The organism is Pseudarthrobacter sp. L19 (genome assembly GCF_050859435.1).
Classification (GTDB): domain Bacteria; phylum Actinomycetota; class Actinomycetes; order Actinomycetales; family Micrococcaceae; genus Arthrobacter.
On record NZ_CP193935.1, the window covers coordinates 16,375 to 40,050 of the forward strand.

The following is a 23,676-nucleotide window of genomic DNA, read 5'->3' on the forward strand; positions in this document are numbered from 1 at the left end:
GTTAGATCTCCATCCCGAAGTGCTCGCTGAAACGTACATCGCCTTCGATCATGTCGCGCATGTCGCCGACCTCGTTGCGGAACATGAGGGTCCGCTCGATGCCCATGCCGAAGGCAAAACCTGAATAGACGTCCGGGTCGATGCCGGCCGCGCGGAGCACGTTCGGGTTGACCATGCCGCAGCCGCCCCACTCGATCCAGCGTGGGCCGCCCTTGGCACCCGGGTGCCAGATGTCCAGCTCGGCGGAGGGCTCGGTGAACGGGAAGTAGTTCGGGCGCAGCCGGATCTGGGCCTCGTCGCCGAACATCTGCCGGGCGAAGTGCTCCAGGGTGCCGCGCAGGTCCGCCATGGACAGCTTCTTGTCGATGGCGAGGCCCTCGAACTGGTGGAACACCGGGGTGTGGGTGGCGTCCAGCTCGTCGGTGCGGAACACCTTGCCGGGGCAGAGGACGTAGATCGGGACCTCGCGCTCCAGCATGGAGCGGACCTGCACCGGGGAGGTGTGGGTACGCATCAACAGGTGCGCCTCGGGCGGCTCGACGAAGAAGGTGTCCTGCATTTCGCGGGCCGGGTGGTCCGGCTTGAAGTTCAGTGCGTCGAAGTTGAACCACTCGGATTCGACCTCGGGGCCCTCGGCGATCTCCCAGCCCATGCCGACGAAGATGTCCGCGACGCGGTCCTGAAGGGTGGAGAGCGGGTGGCGGGCACCGGCACGACGACGGCGCGGGGCGGCCGTGACGTCGACGGTCTCCTCGACCAGGATCCGGGCGTCATTTTCTGCCTCAAGTTCGGCGGTGCGGCCCGCGAGCGCCTTGTTGACCCGTCCGCGGGAGGCTCCCATCAGCTTGCCGGCGGCGGCCTTCTGGTCCTTGGGCAGGCCGCCGATTTCGCGGTTGGCCAGGCTCAGGGCGGACTTCTCGCCCGTGTGCGCGAGGCGGGCGGCCTTGAGCTCTTCGAGGGTGGAGGCCGCGGCGATGGCGGCGACGGCCTGCTCTACGGCGGCGTTGATGGCGGCTTCATCCAGAGGGTTCGGGACGGCGGCGCCCGGCAAGGTGTCAGTCATCTACTGTTCTTCGCTACGAGTCGGGTGGTGTCTGAACCAGTCTAGTTGACGGCGCCGGAGCCCCGGCCGGGGTCTCAGCATGGCCCCATGGGCACCGGAGCGAGGCTGCGGCAGCTGGCCAACCTGCTCAACGGCAGCACCCTGCTGGGCCTGCTGCTGGCCTCGGCTGCCCGATGCCGGGTGGCGTCCGGGCCGCGCGGCCTGATCCTCGCCGCGGGCTATCGGTGGAGACTGCCCTACGCGGCGGCCTTCACGGTGGGCAATGTCGTGCTGTTTCGGGCCGACGCGGACCGGGTCTTCGGCGCCTCTGCGCCGCCTTCCCCCCGTCGTCGGCCTCCCCCTCTTCACCCTCCCCCTCTGCCGTCCCCGACGGGGCGGCCCTTCCCGGGCTGCTGGGCCACGAGGAACGGCACAGCACCCAGTACGCGCTGTGTTGCGGGCTCCCGTTCCTTCCCCTGTACTTCGCCGCGGCCGGCTGGTCCCTGTGCCGTGCCGGGAACCCCGGCACGGCCAACCCCTTCGAACGGCACGCGGGCCTGGCCGCCGGCGGCTACCCGGAACACGTCGACGCGCGGCCCCGCGGATGGCGGCGCTATCCCGGTTCCACCAATTGACCCATCAGCCGCGGCCCTGCCCGGCCGGCACGACGGAAAGTGAGACCACCATGACCGACTCCCCCAGGACCCTGGCCGTGACGGGCACCGGCACCGCCGAATCCGCCCCGGACCTGCTGACCCTCTCGATCGGCGTTGAGTCCCGCCGCCCGGGCGTGGAGGCTGCCTACCGCGACGCCGGTGCCGCCGCAACCGCCATCACGGATGCACTGCGGGGCCACGGCGTGACGGACCGGGACATCACGGGCACCGGCCTGTTACTGCGCGCCGAGGTCGCCTGGCAGGAGGGGCAGGGCCAGCGCGTGACCGGCTACCTGGCAACCGGGACGCTCCGGGTCCGGCTACGGGACCTGGCCGGTTCCGCGGCCGTCGTCGCCGACGCCGTGCGGGCCGGTGCCGACGACGCCCGGCTGCACGGGATCGACCTCGGGTTCGCTGATCCGGCCGCACTGGAGTCCGAGGCCCGGGAGGCGGCCTGGGAGGACGCACTGACGCGGGCCGGGCAGTTCGCCGCCCTGGCAGGGGCGCGGCTGGGCAAGGTCCTCTCCGTAACCGAGAATCCGGCCATTCCGCCCGCACTGCCGCCGGTGCCGCTGCAGCGCACGGCCGCGGCCCAGCCCGTCGCGGTGGAGGCAGGCAGCGCGTCGGTCACCGCCGCCGTCGGCGTAGTCTGGGAGCTCCTCGACTGAGCCGCCGTAGCGCGGTATCCGGCGTGGCTCCCCGGCGTCAGTGGATGGCGCCGGCGGCCAGCTTGAGGTCGGTGGTGGTCGCCAGGGACGTCCGGACGACGACGGCGAGCGCCTCCCCCATCTGCTCCAGCGGCAGGGACGCCGCACCGCTTCCGGGCTGCACCTGATCCGGGCCGAAGGGAACGTGGACGAATCCGCCGCGGATGCCGGGCTCATTGCGGAGGGCGTGCATCAGGCCGAAGAAGACATGGTTGCAGACGTAGGTTCCCGCCGTCTGCGACACCTCGGAGGGAATTCCGCGGCGGCGCAGTTCCTGCAGCGCGGCCTTGACCGGCAAGGTGCCGAAGTAGGCGGCGGGGGCATCGGGCAGGACGGGTTCGTCCACCGGCGCGTTCCCGGCGTTGTCCGGGATCCGCGCGTCGTCACAGTTGATGGCGACGCGCTCCAGGGAGATGCCGGTCCGGCCGCCGGCCTGCCCCGCGCATACCACCAGGTCCGGGCGGTGTTCCCGAAGCGCCGCGTCCAGCGCAGCCAGCGAAGCGCCGAAGACGCATGGCAGTTCCACGGTGGCCACCTCCAGGCCCTCGGCCCGAAGCACGTCTGCCGCGTGCTGCACCGCCGTCCAGGAGGGGTTGGTCGTTTCGCCGCCGAAGGGTTCGAAGCCAGTGAGGAGGATCATGGGGCCAGCCTAGCAACCGCCGCGGCGGCCACTGCGAGTCTGTACCGTGGGGACCGCCAGCCGGGGCAGCCGGGCCGATGCTTGCCCGGCGCGGGGCGAGACGGGGCCGCGCCAGCCTTGACTTAAGATCGAACATATATTCGAATGAGGTCATGAGGTGGGACGCACAGGCACTCAATCCACAAGCGGCCGGCCGCCGGTCGTCCGGGTCACAGACCCTGGACGGGCACACGGCTCCGCTCCTCCCTGATGGCCCCGACGGGAGGACCGACGGCAAGGAAGCCGTCACTTCCCCGGGTGGTGCGGGCTCCAGCCCGGCCGGGACGTCCGTGACGGCTGACCGGTCCCCCTCCGCGCTGCCCGCACCGGCGCTGCTGCCGCTGGCGGGCCTGGTCCGCTCCGTCACCACCCCGGAGTTCGCCGGGGTCACCTTTCACGAGGTCACCGCCAAATCGGTGCTCAACAAGGTGGCCGCCGGTTCCCGGATGCCCTTCGAATGGACCATCAACCCCTACCGCGGCTGCAGCCACGCCTGCGTCTACTGCTTCGCGCGGAAAACCCACACCTATCTCGACTTCGACGCCGGCCTGGACTTCGACAGCCAGGTGGTGGTCAAGGTCAACGCGGCGGAGGTGCTGCGCCGTGAGCTGGCGAAACCCACGTGGCAGCGGCAGCAGGTGGCTTTGGGCACCAACACGGACCCCTACCAGCGCGCCGAGGGCCGCTACCAGTTGATGCCCGGCATCATCCGCGCCCTTGCCGACTCCGGCACGCCCCTCTCCATCCTCACCAAGGGCACCCTGCTGGCCCGCGACATCCCGCTGCTGAAGCACGCGGCCACCCAGGTACCCGTGGGCGTGGGAATTTCCCTGGCCATGACGGACGAGCAGTTGTCCGAGGCGGTGGAACCCGGAACGCCCGGCCCCCGCGCCCGGCTGAAGCTGATCTCCCGGCTGCGCGAGGCCGGCCTGCCCTGCGGCGTGATGGCGATGCCGATCCTGCCGTGGCTGTCCGATTCGGATGAGGCTCTCGACTCGCTTTTCGGTTCGCTGGCGGCGGCCGGGGCCACGGGGGTCAGCGCCGGCGCCCTGTACCTCAAGCCCGGAACCCGGGAATGGTTCATGCAGTGGATTGCCAGAGAACACCCCCAGCTCGCCGGAAAGTACCGCCGGCTGTACGGCGGCGGGTCGTACGCGTCCAAGGAATACCGCGCCTGGCTGGCCGGCCGGGTCCGGTTCTTCAAGGCCCGCCACGGCTTCATCGGCTCCACGGGTTTCAGCCACGAGGACATCGACCAGGACCCGCGCGATGAAGAGGCCCGGTACCCGGCGGGCAGCCTCCCGGGCTCGGCGCGCATCAGGCACGGACGGGGCACCGCGGGCAGCGGCAGCGGTGGGCACTCCGATACCGGAGAGTCGGCCACCCAACCGGTGGCCGCCCAGCCCACACTGTTCTGAGGTCCGGTTGCCGGTGAAGGCCGGTCGCGGTGCAGGGCAGCGTCGGGGCTGGGGCTGATGGGTTGGGTCTAGCCAGTTGGGCCTGGCGGGTGGCGGCTAGCGGGCTGAGGCCAGTGGGTCGCGGCTAGCTGGTTGAAGCCTGCGCGGCGACGGCCGCGAGCAGCGCCTCGACGATCGGCAGGTCCGCCGGGATCCAAGGCAGGGCCAGCACCTTCTCCGCGTCGGCCAGGGACACCCACCGGAGCTCGTCGTGGTCCTGCAGCGGCTGAGGGGTCCCGCCGTCGAGTTCGGCGAACCAGACCCGCATCACCGCCGTCGGGTTCAACGGCCAGCCCTCCGGCCGAGGGGCGGTCAGTTCCGGGCCCAGTACCACCTGGACACCGAGTTCCTCGGACAGTTCCCGATGCAGCGCCTGCTCCGACGTCTCCCCCGGGTCCACCTTGCCGCCGGGAAACTCCCACATACCCGCGAAACGCGGCGGCGCGGTCCGGCGCGCCACCAGCAGGGTCCGCGGCCGGGCCAGGGAATCGACGATCGCACCGCCGACGACGTTGATGAGTTCAGTCACGACCCCAGTCTAGGTGCCGCCGCACCCACGCCCCGGGAGAGAATGGAACGGCCGCGCAGTCCGGATCCGGAATAGCGGGCCGGCCGCCACGCGTTGGCACTCACGGAACTGAGCGCAGACCCCTGATCCACGGCCACGGCCGGGCACTGACCACTCACTGAGCGAAAAGCAGATGGATGACTTTAACTAACGACGCCCCCACCACACCCCGGACCGGTTCCTACAACCTGACCCTCGCCATCATTTCGCTGGCCATGGGCGGCTTCGGCATCGGCACCACGGAATTCACGATGATGGGCCTGCTCAAGGAGGTCGAGCACGGTCTGGGCATCAGCACCCCCGAGGCCGGGCACCTGATTTCCGCCTATGCGCTCGGCGTCGTGGTCGGCGCCCCGCTGCTCGCCGCCGTCGGCGCGAAGCTCCCCGCAAGTACCTGGCCCTGGGCCTGATGCTCTTCTTCAGCCTCGCGAACCTCAGCTCGGTCATCGCCCCCGATTACGGCACCATGCTGGTGTCCCGCTTCGCGGCCGGCCTGCCGCACGGCGCGTTCTTCGGCGTCGCCGCTGTAATCGCCTCCTCGCTGGTGGCGCCCACCCGCCGCGGCTGGGCCATCTCGATGGTGATGGCCGGCCTGACAGTCTCCAACGTCATCGGCGTCCCGTTCGGCACCTGGCTGGGCCAGAACTTCGGCTGGCGGCTGCTGTTCCTCCTGGTCGGCATCATCGGAATCGCCACCATGGCCATGCTGTGGAAGTTCGTCCCGTACCAGGCACCCCACGCTGACGCGAGCATCCGCCGGGAACTCGCATCCCTCAAGCGCCTGCAGGTCTGGCTGGCGGTGCTGATCGGCGTCGTCGGCTTCGGCGGCTTCTTCGCGACCTACACCTATATCGCCCACACCATGACCGACGTCGCCGGGATCCCCGCCGAATGGCTGCCCCTGGTCGTCGCGCTCTACGGTGTCGGCATGGTGGTGGGCAACATCGTCGGCGGCCGCATCGCCGACAAGTCCGTCATGGGCACCATCTACTGGGTACTCCCCGGCGTCGCCGTGGCCCTCGTGGTGTACGCCGTGGCTGTGCACTGGCCGTGGTCCGCGTACCTGATGGTCTTCGTCGTCGGCGGCGCGGGTTCCATGCTGGTCCCGGCCCTGCAGACCCGTTTGCTGGACGCCTCCCCCGATGCGCCGTCGCTGGCCTCCTCGCTGAACCACGCCGCCCTGAACGTGGCCAACGCCCTCGGGGCCTTCCTCGGAGGCTTGGTCATCGCCTGGGGCTGGGGCTATGTGGCCCCTGCCCTGGTCGGTGCGGTGCTGGCCTTGCTGGGCCTCGGCGTCGCCGTCCTCAGCGGGGCCGTAGAACGCCGGAGGCCGCTGGTCCGGTAACCGCGACCGCAGTCCGGCCCCGCTGCCTCCGGGTTGACCGGTGATTCCGTGGTGCGACGCGGCCTAGACGGCCGCGCCGCGCTGCAGGTCCGGTTCCAGGTAAATCAACCGGGCGGTGGGGACCGCCTCCCGGATCCGGGCCTCGGCGGCGTCGATCGCGGCGGCAATCTCACGGCCGGAGTCGGCCGCGCCGACGCTGATCTTCGCCGCAACCAGGAGTTCCTCGGGTCCCAGGTGCATGGTCTTGAGGTGGATGATGCCGGTGCCGTCTGACTCGATCGCGCCGCGGATCTTCGCGACGTCCCCCTTCGTGGCCGACTCGCCCAGCAGCAGCGACTTGGTTTCGATGGCCAGTACCGCGGCGATCGACACCAGCAGCAGGCCGATCATGCCAGTGCCCAGGGCGTCCCAGATGCCGTTGCCGGTGATGAGGGTCAGCCCCACCCCCAGGAGGGCGAAGAACAGTCCGAGCAGCGCGCCGAAGTCTTCCAGCAGGATCACGGGCAGCTCGGGCTGCTTGGCGTTGCGGATGAACCGGACCCAGCTCTGGTTGCCGCGCAGGGGGTTGGACTCGCGGATGGCCGTGCGGAAGGAGAACGACTCCGCGATGATGGCGCCGAGGAGGACGGCCAGCGGAACCCACCAGAACCCGCCCTCGATGCCGTGCGGATGCTGCAGCTTGCCCCACGCCTCGTACAGCGCGAACAGGCCGCCGACGCTGAAAAGCACGATCGCGACGATGAAGGCGTAGATGTAGCGTTCCCGGCCGTAGCCGAAGGGGTGCTCCGGGCTGGCCTGCTTGGCGGCACGCTTCCCGCCCAGGAGCAGCAGCAACTGGTTGCCGGAGTCCGCGACGGAGTGGATCGCTTCCGCCAGCATCGACGAGGACATCGTCAGGAGGAACGCGACGAATTTGAGGACGGCGATCGTGAGGTTGGCGGTCAGCGCCGCCACAATCGCCTTTGTACCGCCGTTAGCAGCCACGGGACGTTCTCCTTTAGACAAATGATCGGTGCCGCCGGGCGTTCTTGAGGCCCCGGACCACAGGGGGCAACCGTACCGGCAGGGGCCCCGATTCCGCGTGCCGGCGGGGCAAAAGAGGGCACATAACGATTGGGGGTGGGACTGCTGACAGGCCGTGGGCCGTGTGTTAGCTTGAAGCCATAATCGGGATTCCTAAGGTGAATGCCGACGAATATGTAGGAGGAGACATGGGCTTTCTAGGCTGGATCATTCTCGGACTCATTGTAGGTGCAATCGTTAAGGCAATCATGCCTGGCCGGGTTGGCGGCGGCTGGGTCACCAGCCTCGTTCTCGGTGTGGTTGGTGCCATTGTCGGCGGCTGGATCGGCGACCTGCTCTTCGGCGGCGGCAAGATGGAATTCTGGAACCTCGGCTCCTGGATCCTGGCCATCGTCGGCGGCCTCGTCGTCGCCGGAATCTACGGCGCCATCACCGGTCGGAACCGGACTACGTAACTCTTATCCCCCGCCCGGGCCGCCGAGCCCCGCGGGACACCAACGACGGCGGGGGCCCACCACACGGTGGGCCCCCGCCGTCGTTTGTTCGCGTCGTTGGAGGAAGAAAAGTTCCGTCAGCCGGCGGCCCGCTGGGAGCGCGCACTCGCGTACAGGCAGACGGTGGCGGCAGTCCCGAGGTTCAGGCTCTCCGCCGACCCGTAGACAGGCACGGCGACCCGGTGGCCGGCCAGGGCCAGCTGCTCCTCGGACAGGCCCTGGGCCTCGTTGCCGAACAGCCAGGCGGTGGGGTGGGCCAGGTCGTAGTCCGATCCCGTGTCCGAGCCGCCGAGCCGCCGGGCGGCGCTCTCGTCCTGCAGCCGGTCCAGGTTCAGCTGTCCGTAGCCATCCGCGGCAAGGACTCCGATGCCGCGTTCCGTGCAGGCTGCGACGGTCTCGGCGACGTCGGCGCCGAGGACCACCGGGAGGTGGAAGATCGAGCCCGCGGTGGACCGCACCGCCTTGGGGTTGTAGATGTCGACGCTGGAGGAGCTGAGAATGACGGCGTCGGCTCCGGCGGCGTCGGCGGCGCGAAGCACGGTGCCGGCGTTGCCGGGGTCGCGGACCTCGCACAGGACGGCCAGGAGGCGGGGACCGGCGTCGAGGACGTCAGCGAGTTCGACGTCGAGGAAGCGGCACACGGCCAGGACGCCCTGCGGGGTGACCGTGTCCGCCATGGCCGCGAGGACCTCGTCGGTGGCGAGGAAGGCCCGGGTGCCCTCGGCCAGGGTCTCGAGTTCGGGGTGGCGGTCCAGGCAGTCCTCGCTGGCGTAGACCTCGAGGACGACGCCGTCCTTGCCGTCGGCGAGGCGCTGCTGGTGCAGGGTCAGGGCCTCGCGGACCGCCTGCGGGCCTTCGGCCAGGAACTCCCGGCGCTTAAACGCGCCGGGCGCCCGGCAAGCTGCGCCACCTTCCTCACCCGATCGGCTCGGGGGTTGGACAGTGGTTCAGCGTGCGGGCGCCCGGTTTCGTTCATATAAGAACCTTAGTAGCTCCGAAGAGCGGTTCCTGAACTGAGCCGCGAGGCTCGGAGCGGAGCTCCGGTTCTACTTGGCAGCCTTTTCGGCGGCGGTCTTCTTGGCAGCCGGCTTCTTCGCAGCCTTGGGGGCAGCGGCAGCCTCGGCCTGCACGGCCGGCGCGGAGGTGTCGGCGGGAAGCGAGTCCTTGGCGACCTGGACCAGCGCGGCGAAGGCGGTGGCGTCGGAGACGGCCAGCTCGGCCAGCATGCGGCGGTCAACCTCGACCTCAGCGGCCTTCAGGCCCTGGATCAGGCGGTTGTAGGTCAGGCCGTTGGCGCGGGACGCAGCGTTGATGCGCTGGATCCACAGGCGGCGGAAGTCGCCCTTCTTCTTCTTGCGGTCGCCATAGCTGTACACGAACGAGTGCAGCAGCTGTTCCTTGGCCTTGCGGTACAGGCGCGAACGCTGACCGCGGTAACCCTTTGCGCGTTCAAGAACAACCCGGCGCTTCTTGTGGGCGTTTACCGCCCTCTTCACACGTGCCACGTGCGTACTCCTTCAAAATCTGATCCCAAGCGTCTACTGCCGGAAATCCCGGCTGGCCTGAGAAGCCTTAGTGGTAGGTGGACCATTGCCGGCGGCAATCGGTCCGGGTACTTGGAACTTAGATGCCGAGCATCTTCCGGATGACCTTGGCGTCGCCCTTGAAGACGATCTTGTCGCCGGCGAGGCGGCGGGTCAGCCTGGAGGACTTGTGCTCGAGGTAGTGGCGGCGGTTGGCCTGCTGGCGGCGCAGCTTGCCGCTACCGGTCAGCTTGAAGCGCTTCTTAGCACCGCTGTGGGTCTTCATCTTCGGCATGGGAACCGATCTCCTTACGTATCCGCAGAACGGGTCTGCAGTCTTTCGGGCAGCCGCCCCTCGGGGCGGCGTGCTGGTTGACTGCCACCGGACCTTGCGGTCCGGTGGCCGTGAATCAGTTGGTCTTCTTGCTGCCAGGCTTCGGCGCGGCCTTGGGGGCCGCGGGCCGTGCCGCCGGCTTGGGGGCCGCGGGACGTGCCACCGGTTTCGGCGTGGCAACAGGCTTCGGAGCGGGCTTCGCGGCGGATGCCTCGGCGGCCGGCTTCGCGGCCGGAGCCTTGGGTGCCGCAGCCTTCGGAGCGGGCGCCTTCGGAGCTTCGGCGTTGGGAGCGGCAGCCTTCGGAGCCGCAGCCTTGGGAGCGGCAGCCTTCGGAGCCGCAGCCTTGGGAGCTTCCGCCTTCGGAGCCTCAGCCTTCGGAGCCTCAGCCTTCGGGGCCTCAGCCTTCGGAGCGGTCTCCTTGGCAGTCTCAGCCTTGGGAGCCTCGGCGGCCGGCGCCTCGGCAGCGGGTGCCGCTGCGGGTTCGGTCCGGACCTGGTAACCCTCCGGCAGCAGGTCCGCAAGGGACTGCGTCAGGGGGCTTCACCGCCATCGGTGTTGACCCGTGACGCCTTGGCCTCGTTCTCGGCCTTAGCCTCGGCGCGCTGGGTGGCGCGGCGGGCTTCCGCCTTGGCTTCGGCCTTGTTCTTGAGCGGGCCGACCACCATGACCATGTTGCGGCCGTCGATGCGGGGGCTGGATTCCACCACGCCCACCTCGGCGACGTCCTCGGCGAAACGCTGCAGCAGGCGGATGCCCATCTCGGGACGCTGCTGCTCACGGCCGCGGAACTGGATCATGGCCTTGACCTTGTCGCCGGCGCCGAGGAACCGCAGCGCGTGGCCGCGCTTGGTCTCGTAGTCGTGCTTGTCGATCTTGAGGCGGAAACGGATTTCCTTCAGCACCGTGTTGGTCTGATTCTTCCGGGCCTCGCGTGCCTTGACGGCGGCTTCATACTTGTACTTGCCGAAGTCCATCAGCTTGCACACCGGAGGCTTGGCCTGCGGTGCAACTTCAACGAGATCCAGATCAGACTCGGCAGCCAGACGCAGGGCATCCTCAATACGGACGACTCCTACCTGTTCACCTGCAGGGCCGACCAGCCGCACCTCGGGGACGCGGATACGCTCATTGATTCTTGGCTCGCTAATGTTAAAGCTCCTGTGATCGTGGGGGTACTTCTCCGGCAAAAGAAGAAGGCCTCCCATTGCCGGTAGCAATCGAAGGCCTCGAAGATCGGAACTGCCGCCCCAGTGGAGGCAACATGCACTTGTCCTGCACGCAGTGCGTGGGTCAAGCGCCCGACCAGGTACCCGGCAACCTTGATTCCTGAAGGAATTCGCGCGGCTGACGCGGGTGGGAGAGATCTCCGCTTGCAAACTGGACGCCGTCTTCACTGGAATCTGTGCGATTCCGGCAAAATAACGACATCCAGTCGGTCTGTGACAAGCTTACCAGCATGAGTACACCAGAACGTAATTCGCACGTCTTCCAGCCGGCGGGCGAGCAGGCGGACGTCTCCCAGCAGATCCGCGACATTTCCGAGGTCCCCGCGATCGAGGTCATCACCACCGCCGCCGTGCACCTGATGAGTGCCGCCGCCGTGAAGCTCGGCCTCGCCGCCGAGGACAATGCCGAAGAACTCAAGGACCTCGACGAGGCCCGCAAGCTCATCACCGCGCTGGCCGGCCTGGTCACCGCCGCGGCGCCGGAGATCGGCTCCCAGCACGCCGGACCGTTGCGCGACGGCCTGCGCTCCCTGCAGCTGGCCTTCCGCGAGGAGTCCGTCATTCCGGACGCTCCCGGCAAGGGCCCGGGCGAGAAGTACACCGGCGCGGTCAACTGACCGAACAATCATTGCGGTAACGACGACGGCGGGCGGACCAATGCGGTCCGCCCGCCGTCGTCGTTAAGCCCGGGAGGCGGTGGGCCCTCGTCAAGCGGCGGCGAGCCGGCGGCGGCGACGCCGCTGGAGCACCAGGCCCACGACGCAGAGCAGCACTCCGGCCGCGCCGACCGAGACGAAGCCCGCTCCGGCGCCCACGCCATCGATGAAGAGCCCGGCCAGCGGCGCGCCGAGCGCCACCCCGCCGGTCAGGGCCGAGCCGTACCAGCCCATCGCCTCGCCGCGGCGTTCCTCGTCGACCAGGTCGGCCACCTTCTCCGAGGCGGCCGAGAGTACCGGAGCGCAGAGCACCCCGGGCAGCAGGGACAGGAACGCCAGGGCCCAGGTGTCGTGGGCGAACGCCATCGGCAGGGTCAGGGCGGACATGCCGAGCAGCAGGAGCACCGGGGAAACGGGCCGGTGCATGGCGCCGTAGACCACGCCGCCGAACACCGAGGCGGCGCACCAGAACAGGAAAACAATGCCGATCTCGGCCTGGTGGCCGCCGGTCTGCAGGGCGGCGACGATGCCGACGTCGGTGCCGCTGAGCACCATGCCGGAGCCGGCGGCGACGGCGAAGACCGCGGCCACCGAGGCCGTGAACCAGGCGAAGTTGTGCCGCACCTTATGGCGCAGCCCCAGCCTGTCCTGACGGCGGTGCTCGGCGGCGGCGAGGGGCGCCAGTTCCGCCGCTGCCTCCTGCAGGTGCGCGGGGGCGGCCGCGACGACGGCGGCTTCGGCGCCCTGCTGCTGGTCCGCTTCGAAGGTGGCCTCGGGCTCGGTGTCGGTGGCGACGGACCGGGTGGGCGGGTTCATCCACATCAGGAAGAGCCCTGAGAGTGAGGTGGCGACGCCCACGATGCCCAGGCCCAGTACGGAGTAGCCGGCGGTAGCGACGATCGCGCCGGCGGCCGGACCGACCATGAAGACAAGTTCGGTGCTGATGGCGTCCAGGGCGAACGCGGTGCGGCGCTGGTCCCCGGTGGCCAGGATGCCCAGCGACTGCCGCACCACGCTGAAGATCGGCAGCGTCAGGAGGCCGCCGACGAACACCAGGGGCAGCAGCAGTTGGTAGCTGACGTGCGGGGCGACGGTCCAGATCACCGTCTCCGACAGGACGGACGGGATCAGTGCCCGGCGCAGGCCCACGGTGTCCACCCGGCGGCCGCGCCACGGGGCGCCGACGGCGATGCCGATGGTCATGACGGCGGCGGCGGTCCCGGCGGCGGCGTAGCCCTGGCCCAGGGTGAGGACGATGTGCAGGGTCAGGAGCACGCCCGCGGCCGAGTGCGGGATACGGGCCACCATCCCGACCAGCAGCAGGTTCCTGATGGGCCGCACTGCCAGCAGCTCACGGTAAAGCGCGAAGTTCACGGGACGGCGTTCCTTTGCCTTGCTTTTCTCTCGGTGGCGCGGCCCGTGACCGGCACCGCGGGAGAGGCGGGCCGCCGGTCAGGGCGCTGCGCGCTGCAGCTTGATTTCGATCGAGTCAACCCGCTCGGCGAAAGCTTCATTCCGGGCCCAGTCCTCGTTCAGGCCGGCCACCATGGATTGCACCTCGGCGGCACTGAGCCCGTCTTCAAGGTACAGCACCACGCGCAGTTCCGGCCCGGCGCCGCCGCCGGGCAGCTGCGTCCCGTCGGCCTGCGCCGAGGCCACTCCCCCGCCGGGCCGCAGTTCGACCCGGCGCAGCGCCGGAATCCCGGTCGCGGAGACGGCGACGGCGTCGCCCACCGCCTGGTCCCGGTAGCTGGGGACCCAGTCGTGCTGCTTGGCCAGCGCCCACACGGCAGGGCGGCGCACCACGAAGGTCACGGCCGAGCCGGGGTCCAGGACCAGCAGTTCGGCCTGCTCGGCGACGGCGGAGAGCGCGGCGCGGGCGGCGTAGACCGCCACCGGCCGGGCTTCGGGGTGCCAGGCGCTGAGGTTCTCCGCGGAGGTGAACACCGGCAGGGCGGTCCGGCCGTCCGGGGCCTTGAGGGTCACCAGCGCCATGTCGGCCTGTTTGTCCCCGTGCAGCTCGGTCCCGTGGGCACCGGCCACGGCGTCGCCCTCCTCCGCGAGGCTGGCGACGATCGGCACGAAGACCCGGGCTGTGGCGAGGGCCGCGACGACGCCGGCTTCGTCCCCGGTGCCGCCCGCGAGGGCGGCGACGGCGGCGAGGTAGCCGGCGTCGGCCGCGCCGTCGTCGTCCTCAAAGTTGTGGACGGTCGCACCGTCGCCTGCCAGGCTGCGTCCCTCCCAGGGCTGCCCGGCGGAGTCCGTCGCTCCCCCGGCGCCGGCGAGGGCGGCGGCGATGTGGCCCGGGAGTGAGCGGTGGCCAGGTTGGGGTTCCTGCGGCATGACGGGACCGGGCTAGCGGCGGCCGGCGACGTCGAGGGCCTCGGGCAGGGTGAAGTTGCCGTTGTAGAGCGCCTTGCCGATGATTGCGCCCTCGACCCCGAGCGGGACCAGGGAGCGGAGGACCTTGAGGTCCTCGAGGCTGGAGATGCCGCCGGAGGCGACGACGGGCTTGCCGGTCTTTTCGACCATCTGGCGCAGCAGTTCGACGTTGGGGCCCTGCAGGGTGCCGTCCTTGGTCACGTCCGTGACGACGTAGCGGGCGCAGCCGGCTTCTTCGAGGCGGCCGAGGACCTCCCAGAGGTCGCCGCCCTCCTTGGTCCAGCCACGGCCGGCGAGGGTGGTGCCGCGCACGTCGAGGCCGACGGCGATCTTGTCGCCGAAGCGTTCGATCACCCGGTCGGTCCACTCCGGGTTCTCCAGCGCGGCGGTGCCGAGGTTGACGCGGCCGACGCCGAGGTCCAGGGCGCGTTCGAGGGACTCGTCGTCGCGCAGGCCGCCGGAGAGTTCCACCTTGATGTCCAGCCTGCCGACCACCTCGCGCAGCATCTCGGCGTTCGAGCCGCGGCCAAAGGCGGCGTCCAGGTCCACCAGATGGACCCACTCGGCGCCCTGTTCCTGCCAGTTCAGGGCAGCTTCCAGAGGGTGCCGTAGCTGGTTTCGCTGCCGGCTTCGCCCTGGACCAGGCGCACGGCCTGGCCATTGACGACGTCGACGGCGGGGAGCAGTTCCAGGACCGGCAGCGGGTTTTCGGTGGTCATCGTGAAGTCCTCACAGGGTAGGTGGCGGGGGCGGCGCGGGGCGTCAGGCGCCGGGCAGGGTGAGCAGGTAGGCGGCCAGCAGGGACATGCCGGCCAGGATGTAGAAGACGATCTGGACCCAGAGCGGACTTTTCTGCTGGCGGAAGGAGAGCGCTCCGCCCACCAGCAGTCCGGCGAGGCCCATCAGCACCAGGGACCACATTCAGGCGGTCGCTTCCGGGGTTGCCGGGGCTTCTGCAGTGGCGCCGGCACCGGCGTTGCGGGCGGGGCGGAGGCTCGCGACCCAGTTGCGCAGCAGGCGGGCGCCCGCGTCTCCGGACTTCTCGGGGTGGAACTGCGTGGCGCAGAGCGGACCGTTCTCCACCGCGGCGATGAACGGGGCGCCGTGCTCGGACCAGGTCACCAGCGGCGCGGCCATCCGCGGCTGGATCACGTCGAAGTCCCAGTGCTGGACACCGTAGGAGTGCACGAAATAGAAGCGTTCCTTCTCCACGCCGTCGAACAGGAGCGAGCCTTCCGGCACGTCCACGGTGTTCCAGCCCATGTGCGGGACGACGTCGGCGGCCAGCAGCTCGACCTTGCCGGGCCACTCCCCCATGCCCTCGGCCACCGTGCCGTGCTCCACGCCGGCCTCGAAGAGGACCTGGAGGCCGACGCAGATGGCCAGCACCGGCCGGCCGCCAGCGACGCGGCGGCCGATCATCCGGATGGCGTCGACGGCCTTCAGTTCGTTCATGACGGTTTCGAAGGCGCCGACGCCGGGGACCACCAGGCCGTCGGCGTTGAGGACGTCCTCGGGCTTGGAGCTGAGGATGACCTCGGCGCCGGCGCGCTCGAGGGCGCGGACGGCGGAGCGGACGTTTCCGGAGCCGTAGTCCAGGACGGTGACGGTGGGCTTGCCCTCCGGGGAGGCGGGCTTGCGGCCGGCCTCCGGATCGATGATGGCGCCGTCGCGCAATACCTTCCCGGTCACAGTGCACCCTTGGTGGAGGGAATGCCCTTGACGCGGGGGTCCGGCTCGACGGCGGCACGGAGAGCCCGGGCGAACGCCTTGAACTGGGCCTCGACGATGTGGTGCGGGTCCCGGCCGGCGGTGACGTTCATGTGCAGACAGATTCCGGCGTGCAGCGTGATGGCCTCGAAGACGTGGCGGGTCAGCGAGCCGGTGAAGTGGCCGCCGATCAGGTGGTATTCCTGCCCGGCGGGTTCGCCGGCGTGGACCAGGTAAGGCCGGCCGGAAACGTCCACGACGGCGTGCGCGAGGGCCTCGTCGAGGGGCACGGTCGCCTCACCGAAGCGCCGGATCCCGGCCTTGGTGCCCAGTGCGGTTTTGAGGACCTCGCCGAAGGTGATGGCAACGTCTTCGACGGTGTGGTGCACGTCGATGTGGGTGTCGCCGGTGGCCTTGACGGTCATGTCGATCAGCGAGTGCTTGCTCAGCGCGGTCAGCATGTGGTCGTAGAACGGCACCGAGGTGCTGATGTCCGAGACGCCGGTGCCGTCCAGGTCGATCTCGACCAGGACGGAGGATTCGCTGGTGGTGCGTTCCAGGCGTGCGGTCCGGGCCTGGGCAGCGGCTGATCCGGTGGTGCTCATATGGGTGTCCTTTTGGCTAGATGGCGGTCGCCCGGCCTGTGACGGCGGCGCGCGGGTCCTGGATCAAGTCTAGGGCCCGGCACACCCAGGGCGCCCGGCGGTGCGGTCGCGCGGGGCCGGCGGGGCTGGGCCGGAGGTGCGGGAGGTTGGGGTGGACGCGGGCTCAGCCGCGGTGGGCGGCGAGGATCCGTTCGAGGGCCTCCAGGAAGGCGGTGGTCTCCGCCTCGGTTCCGGCGGTGACCCGGAGATGGCCGGGGATGCCGACGTCGCGGACCAGCACGCCGGCGTCGAGCAGTTCTTGCCAGACCCGGTGCGGGTCGGCGAGCCCGCCGAAGAACACGTAGTTCGAGTCCGACGCCGCCGGGGTCAGGCCCAGCCGGGTCAGCTCGGTGACGATGCGGTCGCGCTGCCTCTTGATGTCCTCGACGTCGGCCATCAGCGCCTCGCGGTGACGGAGGGCGGCGAGGGCGGTGGCCTGGGTGATGGCGGACAGGTGGTACGGCAGGCGCACCAGGCGCAGCGCGTCGGTGACCTCCGGCGCCGCGGCCATGTAGCCGATCCGGGCACCGGCAAGGGCGAAAGCCTTGCTCATGGTGCGGGAGACGATCAGCCGTTCCCGGCCGGGCAGGAGGGTCAGGGCGCTCGGGGTGCCCTCGTGGGCGAACTCGTGGTACGCCTCGTCGACGATGATGATGGCCTGACTGGCCTCCCCGGCCTCGTAGACGGCTTCGACGACGTCGAGGCCAAGGCCCGTGCCGGTGGGGTTGTTGGGCGAGCACAGGAAGACGATGTTGGGCTGCAGTTCGCGGACCTGCCGGGCGGCGGACTCTGCCGTCAGGCTGTAGCCCTCGCCGCGGACGCCGGCGACGTAGCCGGTGTCCGTTCCGGCGGCGAGCAGCGGGTACATGGAGTACGTGGGAGGGAAGCCGAGCGCGTTGCGGCCAGGACCACCGAAGGCCTGGAGAATCTGCTGCAGCACCTCGTTGGAACCGTTCGCGGCCCAGATGTTCGTGGCGTCCAGCCCGTGGCCAAGGTACTCGGCCAGCGCCCCGCGGAGTTCGGTGAACTCCCGGTCCGGATAGCGGTTGAGCCCGGCGGCGGCCTCGGTGACGGCCTCCGCGATCGCTGCCCGCACGTCGGCGGGGACACCATGGGTGTTCTCATTGACGTTCAGGAGAATCGGAACGTCCAGCTGGGGAGCACCGTAGGGGCGCAGGCCCCGCAGGTTGGTCCGGAGGGGAAGTCGGTTGAGTCGCTCAAGCTGGTCAGTCACGTCACCAGTTTAAGTGAGAGGACTGTCTGCCCGGAAACCGTGACCGACGACGGTCCATCCAGCGGCCGACGGACGGACCGGCCCGCCTCGGCGAGCGGGGCATCCCGGGTGATTCAGCTCAGGGGGTCGGTACGAAGAGCTGCTGGCCGGGCAGGACCGGTGCGGCGTCGAGGTTGTTCAGCTGCACGATCTCGGCGACTACGTCCCGGGGATCCCGTTTCGGGTCGACGGTGCCGGCGATGGTCCACAGGGACTCCCCGGTTGCACGGTCACAGTGACCGTCGGGGTGGTGGCCAGCGATGCCGGGGAATCGGCGGCCTTCGCCGGCGCGGTCAGGAAGCCGGCCAGGGACAGCAGCAGGGCCGCCAGCAGGATCAGGGGCAGTCCGAAGAAGACGAAGCGTCCCCGCCGGGTCAGCCGCAAAGGTGCCTGGGCCGAAGTGTGGGCCCGGCGGACAGCGGATGGGCTCCCGGCGGTGGCGTAAGCGTCGGCAGGGGCCGCGAACGGAGCCACCGCCCCGGAGAAGGCCGTGGTGGAATCCGGCACGAGATACAGTGCCGGCCGCCCGGCGTCGGAAAACTGCGAACCGGCGAAAGCGCTTCTTGCTGACATGAACTGAGCCCTCCTGGACTTGTCGTTGCCGCCCGGCGTACTCCTCGTACTTGCCGCCAACCGGCTGAACCATCGATCGCTTCGAACACAAAGCCGAAAGCGGCTGTGGTTCTCCACTCGCATTCTTCGAACACATATTCGAATCCTGCTGTTCCCTTTTTAGCACCTATGAACGAACTCTGTCGAGACTCGCTAGAACAAATGTTTGAAAAACACCGGCGGCTGACCTATTTTTGAAGCACGGAACCGGTCCTTTGGGGGACCCGCACTCCGCACCTGCAGTCTGAAACCTGTCGAACACCCGCCAGTGGTGATCAAGAGCAGTCAAACGGCAGGCACTGACATTTTTAGGATTCGCAGCAATCGGGCCGCTTCACTCGGTCCGCCGGCCACGGATCCGCACCACGAACGGAAGGCATGGCGACCATGGCAGCACAAGCCACCGGCGGGAGGGCAACCCGGCGCGGCGCCCAGCCTGCCCGGGCGCCCAAGAGCCTCACGGTCCGTCAGAAGAAGATCCTCGAAACCATCCAGCGGTCCGTGACGGACAACGGCTATCCGCCGTCGATGCGCGAGATCGGGGACACGGTGGGGCTGGCCAGCCTCTCCAGCGTGACCCACCAGCTCTCCCAGCTGGAGAAGCTGGGCTACCTGCGCCGGGATCCCAAGCGTCCCCGGGCCATGGAAGTGCTGATGCCGCTGACTCTGGATGAGAGGTCCACCCCGATTTCCGGCGTCGAACAGCCCCGCGGGCTAAAGGCCGTCGGCGGACTCGCCGTGTCGGAGCTGGCCAGCGCCACGGATACGGCAATGGTGCCGTTTGTGGGCCGGATCGCCGCCGGTGGTCCGATCCTGGCCGACCAGGTGGTGGAGGACGTCCTCCCGCTGCCCCGCCAGCTCGTGGGCCACGGTGAGTTGTTCATGCTCAAGGTCGCGGGTGACTCCATGATCGACGCCGCGATCTGCGACGGGGACTGGGTGGTGGTGCGCCGCCAGAACGACGCCGTCAACGGCGACATCGTGGCCGCCCTTCTGGATGACGACGCCACGGTCAAGACATTCCGGCAGCGCGACGGTCACACCTGGCTGCTGCCGCAGAACACCCAGTACGAACCGATCCTGGGCGACCACGCCGTCATCATGGGCAAGGTCGTCTCGGTCCTGCGCTCCCTGTAGCGCCCCTCGGGGCACGCCGACGGCCAGTGCCCGGCCGAACGCCCCGACCCGAGGACCCGACGCCTGGACCTAAGGACCGCATATCCCGGTCGACCACCCCTGCCCCGGGGCCTACGTCCCCTGCGCAGCCTCTTTCGCGAGCCGCTCCAGCGACGCGACGGCCACCGCCGGGTCCGTGGTGGCCCAAAACGGCGGGAGCGCGGCCCGGAGGAACCCGCCGTAGCGCTCGGTGGACAGTCGTGAGTCCAGCACCGCCACCACACCGCGGTCCGACGTCGAGCGGATCAGCCGGCCCGCGCCCTGCGCCAGCCGGATCGCCGCGTGCGTGGCCGAGACGCTCATGAAGCCGTTGCCGCCGGCCTGCGCCACGGCCCGGGACCGGGCTGTCATCAGCGGATCGTCCGGCCGCGGGAACGGGATCCGGTCGATCACCACCAGCCGGCAGGAGGTGCCGGGCACGTCGACGCCCTGCCACAGGGACATGGTGCCGAAGAGGCAGGTGTCCGGTTCGTCCGCGAACTGCTTGACCAGCGCCGTCATGGTGGATTCGCCCTGGCAGAGGATGCTCAGGCCCAGCCGCGGCCGGAGGGCGTCGGCTGCCTCCTCCGCGGCGCGCCGGGAGGAGAAGAGGCAGAGCGCGCCGCCGCCGGAGGCGCGGATCAGCTTCTCGAGCTCGTCCAGGGCCTCGGGCGCGGTCCCCCGGCCCGGTTTGGGCAGGTGCTTGGCGACGTAGAGGATGCCCTGCTTGGGGTATTCGAACGGGGACCCGACGTCGACGCCGGTCCAACTGGGGGCTCCGGGACCCACAAGGCCCAGGCCCCCGGCGGCCGGTTCGAAGGCCGATCCGATGGCGAGGGTGGCCGAGGTCAGCACCACGGTGTGGTCCGCAAACAGGCCCTCCCGCAGCCGCCCGGCCACGCTGAGCGGGGCGATGTTGATCAGCGCGGGCGCCGAATCGTCCGGCTGTGAGTAGCCCTGCTGCGGGTCGAAGGTGCTCTGCCGCGAGAACCACACCACCTCGCGGTTTTCCCGGGCAGCGAGCAGGCGTTCGCAGAGCTCCAGGATCACCATCAGCCGGGAGCGCGCAAGCTGCCGGCCGCCGTCGGCCGTGGTGGAGCCGTCCCCTTGGAGTCGGAAAGCGCCGCACGGCAAGCATCCCGGAGCTGGTCCACGCAGTCGAGCTGTTCGCTGTTTAGGCCGTTGGGCATCAGCCCGCCGGGAACCCCCGCGACGGCGAGCTCGAGGTTCGCGGCGGCGTTGTTCAGCGCATCCACGGTGATGCCGGTGTGTTTGCGGGCGCCCGAGGCGGCGGCGTGGACCATGGCCACGGAGAGCTGGCCGGAGACGGCCCCGGTGACCCGGTCCTGGAGTTCGTGCGCCTCGTCCACGACGACGACGTCGTATTCGGGCAGCACGGCCAGGCCCTCGAAGGCGCTTACGGCCAGCATGGCGTGGTTGGTGACCACGACGTCGGCGTCGGTTGCGTCCTGGCGCGCCAGTTCGCTGAAGCATTCTGCGGCCAGCGGACACTTCTGAGCGCCGAGGCATTCCATGGCGGTAACGGACACCTGCCGCCAGGCGCGGTCGGTCACGCCGGGGAGCAGTTCGTCGCGGTCGCCGGTGGCCGTGTCCTCGGCCCATTCCCGGAGCCGGACCACTTCCCGGCCCAGCTGCGAGGAGGGGCCGCCCATGGCGGCGGCAAAGTGCGGGACCGAGGTGTCCTCACCCAGGGAGAAGAGCTGACCCTCGGCGGGTTCCTCGGATGGGAAGCCGCCCTCGAGCTTGTGCCGGCACACGTAGTTGGACCGGCCCTTGACCAGGGCAATCTTGACGGGCCGCTTCAGGGCAGGGGTGATGGCCTTGAGCAGCCGCGGCAGGTCCCGGCCGACGATCTGGGTCTGCAGGGCCAGGGTGGCCGTGGAGACCAGTGTGGGCTTGTCGCTGTCCAGCGAGTGGGCGATCAGCGGGATCAGGTACGCCAGGGACTTTCCCGTGCCGGTTCCGGCCTGGACCAGCAGGTGGTCGCCGGTGTCGATGGCGCGGGCCACCTGACGGGCCATTTCGTGCTGGCCGTCACGGCTCTGCCCGCCCATCGCGGCGACCGCCCGGTCGAGGAGCTCAATCACGAGCTCCTCGCCGGTGGCGCCGCTGGGGGCCGGGCGTGCGTCGCTGTCCGCGTCCGCCACGGCCGGTTCAGTCATTGCGGACGAAGGGATCCAGCTCGGCCGCCAGGCCTTCGCGCACCATGACGACGGCGCGCGTGCCGGTCTCCTCGTGGTCCAGGCTGACGATCTCCGCCTCGGTCTCGTGCAGCTTGCTGAGCACGTCGCCGCGGCTGTACGGGATCATCAGTTCCAGCTTCACGCTGGGCCGCGGGATGCCTTCGCTGACGGCCCGCAGCAGCTCGGGGATGCCTTCACCGGTGCGGGCGGAGACCACCACGTGGCGCGGTTCGCGCTGCTTCAGGCGCTCCACCACGAACGGGTCCGCGGCGTCGGCCTTGTTCAGGACGATGATCTCGGGCACCTTGCGGGCGTCGACCTCGCTGAAGACGGACCGGACGGCCGCGATCTGGCCCTCGGGGTCCGGGTGCGAGACGTCCACCACGTGCAGGATCAGGTCCGAGTCGGCGACCTCCTCCAGGGTGGACCGGAACGCCTCCACCAGCTGCGTGGGCAGCGAGCGGACGAAGCCCACGGTGTCGGCCAGGGTGTAGCCCAGGCCGTCGGAGGTCTCGGCCTTGCGGACGGTGGGGTCGAGGGTGGCGAACAGGGCGTTCTCCACCAGCACGCCGGCGTCGGTCAGCCGGTTCAGCAGCGAGGACTTCCCGGCGTTGGTGTAGCCGGCGATCGCGACGGACGGGACGGCGTTGCGACGGCGGTTGGCCCGCTTTGTCTCCCGCGCCGGCTTCATGGCCGCGATCTCGCGGCGCAGCTTGGCCATCCGGGTGCGGATCCGTCGGCGGTCCAGTTCGATCTTCGTCTCACCGGGGCCACGGGAGCCCATGCCGGCGCCGGCGCCGCCCACCTGGCCACCGGCCTGGCGGGACATCGACTCGCCCCAGCCGCGGAGGCGGGGAAGCAGATACTCGAGCTGGGCCAGTTCCACTTGGGCCTTGCCCTCGCGGCTCTTGGCGTGCTGGGCGAAGATGTCCAGGATCAACGCGGTCCGGTCGATCACCTTGACCTTGACGATGTCTTCGAGCGCACGCCGCTGGGAGGGCGCCAGTTCGGCGTCGACCACCACGGTGTCCGCACCGGTGGACATCACGATGTCCTTGAGCTCCTGGGCCTTGCCCGAGCCCAGGAAGGTGCCCGGGTCAGGCTTCGCCCGGCGCTGGACCAGCCCGTCCAGAACCTCGGAGCCGGCTGTCTCGGCCAGAGCGGCGAGTTCCCGGAGGGAGTTCTCGGCGTCGGCCAGGGTGCCCTCGGACCAGAGGCCGGCCAGCACCACGCGCTCCAGCCGGAGCTGCCGGTATTCGACCTCGGTGACGTCTTCGAGTTCGGTGGAGAGCCCGGCGGTGCGGCGCAGGGCGCGGCGCTCCTCGAGGTCCTGCTGGTCGCCGTCGTAGCTGCCGTGCTCGGTGGCCAGGCCGGAGATGGCCTGGGCCCGGCCCAGGACCGCGCGGGGTTCGGCGGTGTCCGCGTCGGCGGCGCCGGTGTCCCGGGCGGGGGAATCCTTGGAAAGAATCCGGTCGATCACAGCCTGGATCTCGGCAGGACTCATGTCCTGGGCTGCTGAATCGGGTCCGGTATTGGGCTGACTGGTCATGGTCTCCTTTGAAGGGTCTGCCACTTCAGAATAATGCTGATCGGTGCGATGCGCTGCGGAATTCGCGCTGGGCTGACGATGCGGGGTCATCCGTGCCTCCTGGCTGTCCTGCGGCGGCGGTGCCGCGGACGGGCTGGCTCCTCGGCGGAGCGGCGGGTGGGGTCCGTGGGGCCTGGAAAGGTTTCCTCACGGGCGGGTGCTGCACGCCGGTCGGTTCCGCGGGTCACGGCGGGGCCGTGCGGTGGGATCTTCGAGGCGTGGAGTCTCCGGCGTTGCTGGAAAGAAGTGCCGGAACGGGCCGCGGTTCGCCGCGGCCGGAGGGATCCAGCGGAGGGCGGGGCCTGCGTCGCTGGAGGGCGGATCACCCGCTGAGGCGGGGCGCCCGTGCCGGTTGCCTGGTGGCCGGCTATTCGAAGATCAGGAACATGCCTTCAAG

The 23,676-nt window shown here is 69.8% G+C and carries 19 protein-coding genes and 6 pseudogenes; 7 read left to right on the forward strand and 18 right to left on the reverse strand.

Translation table 11 applies throughout. The features are described 5' to 3' along the window. Nucleotide 1 precedes the first annotated feature (1 nt). Complete coding sequence (pheS, locus tag ACRQ5B_RS00075) at nt 2-1,063, reverse strand: phenylalanine--tRNA ligase subunit alpha (RefSeq protein WP_432395754.1); 1,062 nt, start codon at nt 1,061-1,063, stop codon at nt 2-4. Between the two features lie 87 nt (nt 1,064-1,150). Here pheS and ACRQ5B_RS00080 point away from each other — a divergent pair. Both ACRQ5B_RS00080 and ACRQ5B_RS00085 read left to right on the forward strand, forming a co-directional pair. Then, nucleotides 1,151-1,677, forward strand: a pseudogene (locus tag ACRQ5B_RS00080) (hypothetical protein). 50 nt (nt 1,678-1,727) lie between these two features. Beyond that, the gene (locus ACRQ5B_RS00085) at nt 1,728-2,366 is read left to right on the forward strand and encodes an SIMPL domain-containing protein (RefSeq protein ID WP_432395757.1); all 639 of its coding nucleotides are present in this window, start codon (nt 1,728-1,730) and stop codon (nt 2,364-2,366) included. A gap of 37 nt (nt 2,367-2,403) precedes the next feature. On the opposite strand, the gene pcp is transcribed toward ACRQ5B_RS00085, so the two are convergent. Next, nucleotides 2,404-3,045 carry a pyroglutamyl-peptidase I gene (pcp, locus tag ACRQ5B_RS00090; RefSeq protein WP_432395760.1) on the reverse strand — a complete coding sequence of 214 codons (642 nt, stop codon included), beginning with the start codon at nt 3,043-3,045 and terminating at the stop codon, nt 2,404-2,406. 152 nt (nt 3,046-3,197) lie between these two features. Here pcp and ACRQ5B_RS00095 point away from each other — a divergent pair, with 152 nt between their 5' ends. Beyond that, nucleotides 3,198-4,502: an Rv2578c family radical SAM protein gene (locus tag ACRQ5B_RS00095; protein ID WP_432395763.1), complete on the forward strand. Its 1,305-nt coding sequence runs from the start codon at nt 3,198-3,200 to the stop codon at nt 4,500-4,502. A 124-nt stretch (nt 4,503-4,626) separates the two neighbouring features. Here the strand turns inward: ACRQ5B_RS00095 and ACRQ5B_RS00100 are convergent, their stop codons facing one another. After that, entirely contained in the window at nt 4,627-5,070 is a 444-nt protein-coding gene (locus tag ACRQ5B_RS00100; protein WP_432395766.1) for a (deoxy)nucleoside triphosphate pyrophosphohydrolase, read from the reverse strand. A gap of 176 nt (nt 5,071-5,246) precedes the next feature. Here ACRQ5B_RS00100 and ACRQ5B_RS00105 point away from each other — a divergent pair. Beyond that, nucleotides 5,247-6,454, forward strand: a pseudogene (locus tag ACRQ5B_RS00105) (MFS transporter). A gap of 63 nt (nt 6,455-6,517) precedes the next feature. On the opposite strand, the gene ACRQ5B_RS00110 reads toward ACRQ5B_RS00105, so the two are convergent. After that, nucleotides 6,518-7,438 carry a cation diffusion facilitator family transporter gene (locus ACRQ5B_RS00110; RefSeq protein WP_432395769.1) on the reverse strand — a complete coding sequence of 307 codons (921 nt, stop codon included), beginning with the start codon at nt 7,436-7,438 and terminating at the stop codon, nt 6,518-6,520. A 227-nt stretch (nt 7,439-7,665) separates the two neighbouring features. On the opposite strand from ACRQ5B_RS00110, the gene ACRQ5B_RS00115 reads away from it, so the two are divergent. After that, nucleotides 7,666-7,932: a GlsB/YeaQ/YmgE family stress response membrane protein gene (locus tag ACRQ5B_RS00115; RefSeq protein ID WP_056740672.1), complete on the forward strand. Its 267-nt coding sequence runs from the start codon at nt 7,666-7,668 to the stop codon at nt 7,930-7,932. A 116-nt stretch (nt 7,933-8,048) separates the two neighbouring features. On the opposite strand, the pseudogene ACRQ5B_RS00120 reads toward ACRQ5B_RS00115, so the two are convergent. The 4 genes and pseudogenes from ACRQ5B_RS00120 to infC form a co-directional block, all read right to left on the reverse strand. Next, nucleotides 8,049-8,947: pseudogene (locus ACRQ5B_RS00120) on the reverse strand (TrmH family RNA methyltransferase). Between the two features lie 70 nt (nt 8,948-9,017). Continuing rightward, entirely contained in the window at nt 9,018-9,476 is a 459-nt protein-coding gene (rplT, locus tag ACRQ5B_RS00125) for a 50S ribosomal protein L20 (RefSeq protein WP_290258288.1), read from the reverse strand. Between the two features lie 118 nt (nt 9,477-9,594). Further along, a complete protein-coding gene (rpmI, locus tag ACRQ5B_RS00130; protein ID WP_009358635.1) occupies nt 9,595-9,789 on the reverse strand; it encodes a 50S ribosomal protein L35 in 195 nt (64 codons plus the stop codon). Nucleotides 9,790-10,359: 570 nt separating this feature from the next. After that, nucleotides 10,360-11,034 carry a translation initiation factor IF-3 gene (gene infC, locus ACRQ5B_RS00135; protein WP_432395778.1) on the reverse strand — a complete coding sequence of 225 codons (675 nt, stop codon included), beginning with the start codon at nt 11,032-11,034 and terminating at the stop codon, nt 10,360-10,362. Between the two features lie 251 nt (nt 11,035-11,285). Here infC and ACRQ5B_RS00140 point away from each other — a divergent pair, with 251 nt between their 5' ends. Beyond that, a complete protein-coding gene (locus tag ACRQ5B_RS00140) occupies nt 11,286-11,672 on the forward strand; it encodes a DUF1844 domain-containing protein (protein WP_290258291.1) in 387 nt (128 codons plus the stop codon). A gap of 90 nt (nt 11,673-11,762) precedes the next feature. Here ACRQ5B_RS00140 and ACRQ5B_RS00145 read toward each other — a convergent pair whose 3' ends face one another. The 8 genes and pseudogenes from ACRQ5B_RS00145 to ACRQ5B_RS00180 all read right to left on the reverse strand — a co-directional run bounded on the left by ACRQ5B_RS00145 (nt 11,763) and on the right by ACRQ5B_RS00180 (nt 18,104). Next, on the reverse strand, nt 11,763-13,085 hold the full coding sequence (locus ACRQ5B_RS00145) for an MFS transporter (RefSeq protein ID WP_432395781.1): 1,323 nt from the start codon (nt 13,083-13,085) through the stop codon (nt 11,763-11,765). 78 nt (nt 13,086-13,163) lie between these two features. Continuing rightward, complete coding sequence (locus tag ACRQ5B_RS00150) at nt 13,164-14,054, reverse strand: SseB family protein (RefSeq protein WP_432395784.1); 891 nt, start codon at nt 14,052-14,054, stop codon at nt 13,164-13,166. Between the two features lie 12 nt (nt 14,055-14,066). Continuing rightward, nucleotides 14,067-14,812 (reverse strand): annotated as a pseudogene (gene priA, locus ACRQ5B_RS00155) (bifunctional 1-(5-phosphoribosyl)-5-((5-phosphoribosylamino)methylideneamino)imidazole-4-carboxamide isomerase/phosphoribosylanthranilate isomerase PriA). 43 nt (nt 14,813-14,855) lie between these two features. Next, nucleotides 14,856-15,014 carry a hypothetical protein gene (locus ACRQ5B_RS00160; protein WP_290258295.1) on the reverse strand — a complete coding sequence of 53 codons (159 nt, stop codon included), beginning with the start codon at nt 15,012-15,014 and terminating at the stop codon, nt 14,856-14,858. Continuing rightward, nucleotides 15,015-15,785, reverse strand: coding sequence for an imidazole glycerol phosphate synthase subunit HisH (gene hisH / locus ACRQ5B_RS00165; protein WP_432395787.1), 771 nt, complete (start codon nt 15,783-15,785; stop codon nt 15,015-15,017). Beyond that, nucleotides 15,782-16,408 (reverse strand): imidazoleglycerol-phosphate dehydratase HisB, encoded by a 627-nt coding sequence (gene hisB / locus ACRQ5B_RS00170; protein ID WP_432395790.1) that lies wholly within the window; start codon nt 16,406-16,408, stop codon nt 15,782-15,784. Before hisB ends, hisH begins: the two co-directional genes overlap by 4 nt. Before the next feature lie 163 nt (nt 16,409-16,571). After that, entirely contained in the window at nt 16,572-17,681 is a 1,110-nt protein-coding gene (locus ACRQ5B_RS00175; RefSeq protein WP_432395792.1) for a histidinol-phosphate transaminase, read from the reverse strand. Nucleotides 17,682-17,799: 118 nt separating this feature from the next. Beyond that, nucleotides 17,800-18,104, reverse strand: a pseudogene (locus ACRQ5B_RS00180) (LysM peptidoglycan-binding domain-containing protein). Nucleotides 18,105-18,719: 615 nt separating this feature from the next. Between ACRQ5B_RS00180 and lexA the strand changes: the two are divergent. Next, nucleotides 18,720-19,469, forward strand: a complete 750-nt coding sequence (gene lexA, locus ACRQ5B_RS00185) for a transcriptional repressor LexA (RefSeq protein WP_432395794.1) — start codon at nt 18,720-18,722, stop codon at nt 19,467-19,469. A gap of 111 nt (nt 19,470-19,580) precedes the next feature. On the opposite strand, the pseudogene ACRQ5B_RS00190 reads toward lexA, so the two are convergent. Further along, nucleotides 19,581-21,670, reverse strand: a pseudogene (locus ACRQ5B_RS00190) (ATP-dependent DNA helicase). Continuing rightward, nucleotides 21,663-23,240, reverse strand: a complete 1,578-nt coding sequence (hflX, locus tag ACRQ5B_RS00195) for a GTPase HflX (RefSeq protein ID WP_364137230.1) — start codon at nt 23,238-23,240, stop codon at nt 21,663-21,665. The pseudogene ACRQ5B_RS00190 and the gene hflX overlap by 8 nt, the downstream one beginning before the upstream one ends. Nucleotides 23,241-23,676: the final 436 nt, after the last annotated feature.